General features: G+C 70.1%; 7 protein-coding genes. 1 reads left to right on the top strand and 6 read right to left on the bottom strand.

Annotation, left to right across the window (positions count from 1 at the left end; genetic code table 11):
* Positions 1–15: 15 nt before the first annotated feature.
* From LN251_RS28935 to LN251_RS28950, 4 genes are all read right to left on the bottom strand, one after another.
* Complete coding sequence (locus LN251_RS28935) at positions 16–855, bottom strand: oxidoreductase (RefSeq protein WP_458247128.1); 840 nt, start codon at positions 853–855, stop codon at positions 16–18.
* Entirely contained in the window at positions 852–1,442 is a 591-nt protein-coding gene (locus LN251_RS28940) for a TetR/AcrR family transcriptional regulator (protein ID WP_362994315.1), read from the bottom strand. Before LN251_RS28940 ends, LN251_RS28935 begins: the two co-directional genes overlap by 4 nt.
* A gap of 678 nt (positions 1,443–2,120) precedes the next feature.
* Entirely contained in the window at positions 2,121–2,438 is a 318-nt protein-coding gene (locus LN251_RS28945) for a hypothetical protein (RefSeq protein WP_458247129.1), read from the bottom strand.
* A 216-nt stretch (positions 2,439–2,654) separates the two neighbouring features.
* Positions 2,655–3,926, bottom strand: a complete 1,272-nt coding sequence (locus LN251_RS28950) for a helix-turn-helix domain-containing protein (protein ID WP_458247130.1) — start codon at positions 3,924–3,926, stop codon at positions 2,655–2,657.
* A gap of 656 nt (positions 3,927–4,582) precedes the next feature.
* Here LN251_RS28950 and LN251_RS28955 point away from each other — a divergent pair.
* Positions 4,583–5,305 carry a helix-turn-helix transcriptional regulator gene (locus tag LN251_RS28955; RefSeq protein WP_458247131.1) on the top strand — a complete coding sequence of 241 codons (723 nt, stop codon included), beginning with the start codon at positions 4,583–4,585 and terminating at the stop codon, positions 5,303–5,305.
* An 85-nt stretch (positions 5,306–5,390) separates the two neighbouring features.
* On the opposite strand, the gene LN251_RS28960 is transcribed toward LN251_RS28955, so the two are convergent.
* Entirely contained in the window at positions 5,391–5,909 is a 519-nt protein-coding gene (locus LN251_RS28960) for an RNA polymerase sigma factor (RefSeq protein ID WP_458247132.1), read from the bottom strand.
* Between the two features lie 104 nt (positions 5,910–6,013).
* Complete coding sequence (locus LN251_RS28965; RefSeq protein ID WP_458247133.1) at positions 6,014–7,336, bottom strand: phthiocerol/phthiodiolone dimycocerosyl transferase family protein; 1,323 nt, start codon at positions 7,334–7,336, stop codon at positions 6,014–6,016.
* Positions 7,337–7,606: the final 270 nt, after the last annotated feature.

Raw genomic sequence — 7,606 nt, forward strand, 5'->3', positions numbered from 1 at the left:
ATGGACGGCGCGCAGTTACGCCGCAACCTTGAACTGGCGGCGCAGGTAGGCGTCGAAGAATCGGGCGCCGAGCAGGCGCCGGCTGTGGACCAGGAACTTGGCGGCGGGCGTGACGACGTAGCGGCTGCGCGGGTGCGCACCGGTGGCGGCGTGCTCGATGACTTCGGCGACGGCCTCGGGCGGAGCGGACAGCAGCTTCGACTGGTAGCCCTGGGCCATCTGCCGGTCGGCAGCCTCGTTGAGGCTGTCGTAGGGTCCGGTCGGGGCTGCGGAGTCGGCCAGGGTGTGGGCCGCGGTGTCACCGAAGCCGGTGCGGATCAGGCCCGGTTCGATCAGGCTTACCTTGATCCCGAAGGGGGCGACCTCGAAGCGCAGTGCGTCGGTGAGGGCTTCGACGGCGTACTTGCTGGCGTGGTAGTAGCCGCCTGCGGGGAAGACGAGCCGGCCTCCCATGGAACCGACGTTGACGATGCGGCCCCGCCCGGCGGAACGCATGCCGGGCAGCACCAGTTGACTCATCCGGGCCAGACCGAAGACGTTGGTCTCGAACTGGCGGCGCACCGCGTCCAGGCCGGTCTCCTCGACGGTGCCGTACGCGCCGTAACCGGCGTTGTTGACCAGCACACCCACCGAGCCGTGCTCGGTCTCGATCGTCTTGACGGCATCGGACATCGACTGTTCGTCCGTGACGTCCAGGGCCAGGGTGCGCGCTCCGGCCGCGGCGAGATCGGTGAGGGATTCCGGGCGTCGGGCGGTTGCGTAGACGGTCAGTTCCGGGTGGGCGGCCAGGCGCAGGGCCGTGGCCCGCCCGATGCCCGAGGAGGTTCCGGTGATCAGTACGGCGGTGGTGGTCATGATGCTTCCTTGTCGGGGTGGGGATGGTCCAAGCCGGTGACGAACAGCGCGACGCCGTGCCGCAGTCGCCGAGCTGGGGCCTCGGGGTCGGTGAGGTCGGCCTCCAGACCGCGGGTGAACGCCAGGAGCAGTTCCGCCACCTCACCGGCGTCCGCCTTGCCCAGATCGGGGCGGGCGGTGGCGATCGCCGAGATGAGCAGGTCACGCATCGCGTCGTTGTAGCCCTCGACGAGGTCCGCCGACTGACGGGTCTCGACGCCGAGGAGCTCGGCCGCGTGCGCGGGGCTGTCGTGCCAGAGCCGGGCGGCCAGCCCCAGCTTCGCCTCCAGCACTCCGGTCAGCTGCTCCGTCAGGTCTCCCGGGGTGGCGGTCGCGGCGCGGGCGTCGGCGAGGGCCGCGTCCAGCAGCCTGGCGGCCAGGCGACGGAAGGCGTCCTGCTTGTTGCGGACGTACTGGTAGACAGCGGGGCGCGACATGCCCGCCTCGCGGGCGATGTCGTCCATCGTGCTGCGCCGCACGCCATGGCGGGTGAAGCACGCGTAGGCAGCATTCAGGATCTGATCGAGCCGATCCTCGTCATCGAACATGCTGACAATCTTTGCATGGAATGTCAGCATGTTCAAATGAGCGCGTGGGAGACGCGGTCTACCTCACTCCGACCGGGGCAGCCGTGCGCTTCGAGGACGGACACGACGTCCCCGAAGCGCAGAGTGCCGGTGGGACGTCATCACGGGTGCGCGGCGGCCAGTTCGTCGCTCGCTCGGCACCGACCTCGAAGCCGTCGTCAGTACGTGGACATCAGCCGGTCCGAGGCTGACCAGGGCGACGTCGCCGGAGGGGATACCGCCGCGGAAGGATCGTGCCCGGGCGATGAGTGCGCAGCCGACCCGCTGGAGTTCCTCGTCGCTGTCGACGCTGTCGAATCGGCCGCCGCGGCGGGGCAGAACGAGCTGCTGGCGGAGCAGCGGAAGAGCGGACCTTTCGAAGGAGCCCATGCGGTCCAGGCAGGCCACGACGTGGTCGCCGTCGCCCCGTTCAGTTTCCAGGCCTGCAGGAGGACGTCCAGGACGGCTGGGGGCTCGGCTTCGCCGCCGATCGCCCACAGCGCGGCGACGACGGCGGGCCGTACGCGCACGTGCGCGTCGGTGTGGGCGGTCAGCAACGTGACCGTCTCTCGTGAGCCGGCCACCGCCGGACCGTACACCTCCAGAGTGGGGCCGTCACCCACAGGGGCCTCCGTCCGGTCCCCTGCGGGCCGGCAGGGATCACGAGGTCGTGTTCGGAGTCAACGCCAGACCGTCCAGGGCCCGTTGCAGGCTCACGTTCGGCACGTGGGACCCGGACATCATCGACTCGATACGCCCCTTCTTCCCGCCGGCCTCCCAATGCCCCTTGGCCCAGTACGGGTGGGGATACACATCGGGAGAGTGCACCCACACCACGGTCACCGTCATGTCCGTGCCCGCTTTGGTCCATCGGTCGATGTACGTGGTGATGCCCTGCCACGTCATCTCCGCGGACTCCAGCCTCCAGCCCTTGCCTGCTGCGTAGCGGTGGGCCGAGTCCCGCTCTTCGATCTTCAACGCGCCTCCCCGGAGTTCGAGTCACGCAGTCTCCTCCAAGCGCAGGGGTGCCCGTGGTTCTGCCAAAAGGGCTCTCCTTCGAGGGCGTGGGGCAAGGGCACCGAACCTCCCGGCAGGTCCGAGGGCCAACGCTGATCCATGGCCGGTCGGGCAGGAACGGGACATCGGCCGCGCTGACCGTCCACGGCAAAGGGGCGCCCGCGACACCTCTACGGCTCACCCCGACGGACGCGGTGCGCCGTGGGCGGCGTTCGCAGGGGACGCGAGGCGCAGGTCCGCCAGCGTCTGGGCCAAGGCCTGCCAGACGTGCGCGGCCAGGTCCAGGTTGTGGGACTCCGTCGCCTGACGGCCCAGCCGCTGCAGGACGGCGATGCCTTCCTCGGCCCGTCCGGAGAGGATCATCAGTCGGCCGTCGAGGACCGACAGCCGTACGCGGTCGCGGTAGGGCAACAGCGAATTCTCTCCCTCGGCCAGGAGTTGGCCGCTGATCGCGCGGGCCTCGTCCAACCGGCCGCGGTGGAAGGCGAGGTGGGCCCGCAGTGCACGCAGTTCCTGGGCCTGTACGGGGGTGCCGCTCGGGTCCACGGCGAAGGCGACCTCGGCCAACCAGCGCTCCGCAGACTTCAGTTGGGGTGGTGTCATTTCGAGCGCCGCTGCGGTCGCGGCGAGCCGCAGGCGGGTCCACAGGGGCAGGTCGTCCGTGCTCTTCAGGAGGTGGAGGGCCTTGTGCAGCTTGGTCCGGGCGGCGGCGTGGTCGCCGTGGCGGTTGCTGACGGTGGCGGCGGTCCACCATCCCTCGGCCGCCTGCGTCGGCGTGGCCGCGGGAAGCAGGTCCCGTTCGAGTTCGTCGATGTGCTGTGCGGCCGCGTCCAGTCTGCCCAGCTCCGCCTCGATGCCGGCGAGCAGGGTCAAGGCCGCCGCGGTGTCGGACACCGACAGGTCCTGCGAGCGGGCGAGGGACCATGCCTGACCAGCCCCCGTTTCTGCCGTGCGCATGTCACCCATGGAGCGGGCGCACTCGGCGTACGCCACTTGGGACCGAACCAGCAGTTCGGGAACGTCCAACAGCTCGCTCAGCTCCAGGAGCTGCGACAGACGAGCCTGCTGCTGCACGTAGTCACCGAGGCGGCCGGCGGTGCGGCTCAGCAGCCACAACGCCTGCCAGCGCGCGGCGGGATCGTCGCCCGGGTCCTCGTCGACCGCCCGGGAGAGGGCGGCGACGTCGCTCGTGCCGGACGGCGCCGACAGCGCGACCGCCAGTTCGCGGGTCAGGGACTGCGGGGGCGGCGGCGCCGTCAACTCGGAGACCTCGACACCCAACCGCTCGGCGAGATACGCCGTCGCACGCTGGGTGGGCGGCCGTTCTCCCGACTCCAAGCGTGACAGGTACCCGGTCGACATGCCGTCACCGACCAGTCCTGCCTGACTCAGTCCCCGCTCCAGCCGGAGCCTCTTGAGTCGACGGCCGAAGTGCGGCTGCTCGAGCATCTCCCACCTCTGCTCCCTTGACGCGCCAGGCCTCCGCCCTCGGCCTGTTCGATCGGAGACCTGAAGTTGTCAGCACTCTACGAAGCCCGCGAAAGGGCTTGCAAGGCAAAATCAGCCCAGCACCTGCCCGGTCGAGACCGCGTGTCGCGGTGTGACGACCCGACCTCGACACGTCAGCATGGTTCCCAAACTCTCTTCGCTGAAGGGGAGTTGACACGTTGCCCATGTCACTTGGCAAACCCTTGCCAGGGGGGTTGCCGCAGCTTAGCCTCAAAGGCGCCGACTTGATGTGACGCCCTCGTTCGTCTCGTGGAGGTTCTCGTGCCACACCATGGTCGACCGGATCGAACGCCGAACGGCGCTGCATTCGCTGTACGGCCGAGCCTGGTCTTCGGACCGAGCGGCGACCTCTGATGGTCGTGACAACGTTATCCGGCCATCGGCCGATCTCCACCGGGAGCATTCGCTCGCCCTGACCGGCCGTCCGGGCTTTCGCGCCCCCCGTCCCCATTCCGACGGAACGTCACACCGCGGCCGCCGACAAGGTGGCACGCATCCTGCGCGCCGGACCCCGCCGACACCCGGCACCGACGCGCCGGTTCGTTCCGCGCCCACCCCCCTCCGCATCCATTGCGCAGCAGAAGGACGGTACGTCCGTGGCAACCACGAGTTTCCCCGACGCCTCGCCCCGCAAGCACCACCGAGCCGCCGAACCGGCTCCCCCCGCGCACCGCACCTCCGTCGCCGACTCCTCGCCTCCCGCTTCCAGAGCCGTCTGCACGGCCCGTGCCTTTCCCGGAAACCTCGTCATCACGGCCGCGGAGCCGGAATTCGCCGGCCAATTCGGCCTCAGCACACGGGAGATATGCGGGCGCCGCCTTCTCGACCTCCTGTACTCGCCCGCGCCCAGTCGTCTGCAGGAACAATTCATCGCTCTCTCCTCGGGCCGTCGCCCCCGATTCACCGAAAAGGTCACGGGAAAGGACGGGGCCGGCGGACTCTTCCACGCGGACATCACAGCGATCTCCGTGCGAGGGCGGAGGGGTGAGACCTCCGGCGTCGTCGTCCTCCTGCACCACTCCACCTCCGCCGCGCCCGCACCATTACCGGACTCCGAGCCGAGCCCGGCCGATGACGAACCGGTGCTCAACGCGCTCGACGCGCAGGTACTGGAGGGTGTGGCCCGAGGCGAGTCGACCGTCCAACTTGCCTCGCGCCTGTACCTGAGCCGACAGGGCATCGAGTACCGCATCGGTCAGATGCTGCGCAGGTTCGACGCCCCGAACCGCCCCGCGCTGGTCTCCCGCGCCCATGCGTTAGGAGTCTTCGCCTCCGGACAGTGGCCACCGCGCGTGCTGCCCACACGCATCAAGCCATAGGGCGGAGTCCCCTCGACGAGGGCCGTGACCATCACCGATGGTGCCACGGCCCCTCGTCGCGCCGGGCTGTCGCGACGGACGCGGTTCAGGCTGCCGAGGGCTGCCACGCCTCCTGGAAGCGGCGGCGAGCCCGGAAGAGCCGGGAGCGCACGGTACCGAGGGGCAGCTCCAGCACTTCCGCCATCTCCTCCTCGTTGAGGCCGTAGGCCCGCAGCGTCAGAACCTGCCGGTGCGCCCGGGACAGGCGGTCCAGTACGTCGGAGATGTGCACGGCGTCCAGCGGGTTGGCCGGATGCTGTGACTCGACCTGCGAGCAGGTCTGTTCCTCGCCGAAGCGCTTGGCGGTGCGCACGGCCTCGCGGACCGTCACGGCGCGCACCCACCCGTAGAAGGCCACCGGTTCGCGCAGCGAGCCCAGACCGCGGTAGATGGCGAGCAGGGCCTCCTGGGTGGCGTCGGCCGCGTCGGCCCGGGTGATGGACCGGCAGATGCGGGCCACGTAAGGCGTGATGTGGTTCAGCAGGTGGTTCATGGCGTGTTCGTCGCCCGCCTGGGCGCGCGGCAACAGGGTCAGAGGGGAGGGGAGTTCGCTGACGGTGGGCATGTCGGAGGACGGCTCCTTATGAGCGACCGGGCGTATGCGGGGAGGGGGCGACCGTCCCCGTCGAGGGCGTGGCGGTGTCCACCCCGTGTGCGGGAAGAGGGTGTTCAGCCCACGTCCGTGGTGGCGGGCTCGCGGCGGGGCTCGGACGCGAAGGCGAGAAGGTCGTCGAGCACCTCGTCGCGGAAGGCCCGCATGAAGGTGGGGCTGAAGCAGGCGGTGCAGTGCGGGAACTCGATGGACAGACGTCCTTCGAAGGAGACCACGCATGCCATGACGGGACTGCGCCCGGCCTGCGGGAAGTAGTTCTCGCGCCCCGGCACCAGGCGGACGTCGACGGCGCGCAGGCCGTCGGGCAGCCGTGGCCCGGGGACGACGCCCATGTTGGTGGCGATGACCGTGGCCATTTGGAGGGCGGGGTTGCGGGGGATCTCCGGGGTGATGCGCATCTCGTGGAAGTGGTCGCCCCTTGCGATGAAGTCGTTCACCCGGGCGTGGACGGTGCGCGCCAGATCCAGCGGGTCGGAGGTCTCGGACACCTCCAGGGTCTGCAGATGCGTGGTGACCGCGGGCACCACGACGGACGCCGGCAGCGGCGGAGTCAGCCGGGAGCGCAGGTCGACGGGAGACAGACAACCCAGGGTGCGCGGACCGTCGCCCTCCAGTCGTCGTCGGGCGGTTCTCAGCAGGGCGGCGGCGATGAGCGCGTGCACGGAGACACCCGCCTCCCGCGCCCGCCCGCGCAGGCGTGCGGTGCGATCGGTGTCCAGGGTGAGCCGGCAGACCTCGATGTGCCCCTCGTCGCCCGCTCCCCCGCCGGTGCGTGCAGGGTTGTAGCGGACGAGTTCGACCGGACTCTTCTTGGCCTGCGCGATGCGGGCGTCGAGGTACGCGGCGGTGTCGGCCTCGTCGGCGGGCGGCAGCAGGGCGCTGACGGGCTCGGGCCACTGCGGGGCGTCCGCCATGCCGGCGTCGGCAGGTCCGGGCTGTGGCCGTTCGTCGGAAACGAGCGCGCGGTAGTGGTCCCACACCGTGTTGTGGAGTGTGATGCTGCTGTGCCCGTCGGTCACGGTGTGGTCGACGACCAGGACGAACAGGTGCTCCGTGCCACCCGGCGCGCTGACCAGGGCCGCGCGTGACAACGGGCCGCCCACCGTGAGGGGTCTGTTCAGCTCCGTCGCGTAGGCCTCCTCCAGGTCTGCGGTGCGTGTCTCCAGGCGGGGCCGCTCGGTCTCGTCGAGCAGGTTCAGCGCATGGCCGCCGCCGTCCGCGACGATCCGCGAACGCAGGGTCGGGTGCGCCTGCGTCACAGCGTCGAACGCGGCGGCCAGCGCCTCGGCGTCGACGCGTCCGCGCAGCGCGCAGGACAGCACCGCCCTGCTGCGCTGGCCCACATAGAGCGTCTCGACCGGACACAGCGGACGGTGCATGACCAAAGCCCTCTTTCGATCGTCCAACGGGTGGCCCTGCGGCACGGTCGGTCTGTCGCCCGAATGCGGCCGCGGGTGTGGGGAGTCGCATTCGAGAGTGCACCGCGCGCCGTCGCCGAATCCACCCGGGCAGGCGTCGAAAAGCGAAGTCTCGTGATTTCCCTAAAAGTTCGTGCCGCATGCACACTCCCCGGCCCGGCGTTCTTTGGGGAATTCCCTGAATTACCGCTCGTGGGTCGGTGCCGCCTTGACCGGGCCGATCTCGGTGGC

Source organism: Streptomyces sp. MAI_2237, assembly GCF_054189285.1.